Genomic DNA, 715 nt, shown 5'->3' on the forward strand with positions numbered 1-715 from the left:
ACAGCAAACCACTGAAGGAGATAAAGGCGCCAAGCAGTGCCAATTTGGAGAGCCTTACTCCGAGTAAAGGCACCGCCAGTAGCAGGCTGAGAACCGGCACCAGAGAAGTGAGCAATGCCATATTAGTGGCGCTGGTGGTCGCGGCGGCAAAATACGCCAGGCTTTGGTTCAGCACCATTCCCAGGCTTGCCAGCACGGCGAGTTTGCCAAGATGAGGACGGATCATGGCGCGGCGGCGCCAAACCCCGGGGAGCAGCACTGGGGTCAAGAGCAAAAGTGCAAAAGCCCAACGGTAGAAAGAGATGGCTTCCGGCGCTATGACACTGGCGGAGAGTTTATTGACCAGACTATTGCCGGCCCAGATGGCTACGGCCAACAAGGGAAACAGATACAAAACAGGGCTCCTCAGAACTAAGAGCAAGGCTCAACAGACAAACCTGGGTTGGATAATACGGGGCAGATTATTCCACGTCTTATGTGATATACATATCTGTTATCAGACAAAGTCAACCCGCCTTCGGACATTTGCATATGGCCAACATCTATCATCCGCCTGAACAGCATCCCGGTGACGGTTCGCAGGTGTTCTTCTACTACCAGCAATTTTCACCCGATACGCTGACGCCCATGCACAGTCATACTTGGGGGCAACTGCAACTGAGCCGCGGCGGTTTGATGGAGCTGGTGGCTCAAGGACGGCGCTTTATGTCGTTGT

The 715-nt window shown here is 54.0% G+C and carries 2 protein-coding genes; one reads left to right on the forward strand and one right to left on the reverse strand.

Annotation, left to right across the window (positions count from 1 at the left end; all coding sequences use genetic code 11):
• The coding region (locus tag IEX22_RS16200) for an EamA family transporter (RefSeq protein ID WP_229660103.1) at window positions 1-394 on the reverse strand (394 nt) is incomplete at its 3' end.
• 137 nt (window positions 395-531) lie between these two features.
• On the opposite strand from IEX22_RS16200, the gene IEX22_RS16205 reads away from it, so the two are divergent.
• The coding region (locus IEX22_RS16205; protein WP_229660104.1) for a cupin domain-containing protein at window positions 532-715 on the forward strand (184 nt) is incomplete at its 3' end.

The sequence above is a fragment of the Tersicoccus solisilvae genome (genome assembly GCF_014643255.1).
GTDB classification, from domain to species: Bacteria; Actinomycetota; Actinomycetes; order Actinomycetales; family Micrococcaceae; genus Tersicoccus; species Tersicoccus solisilvae.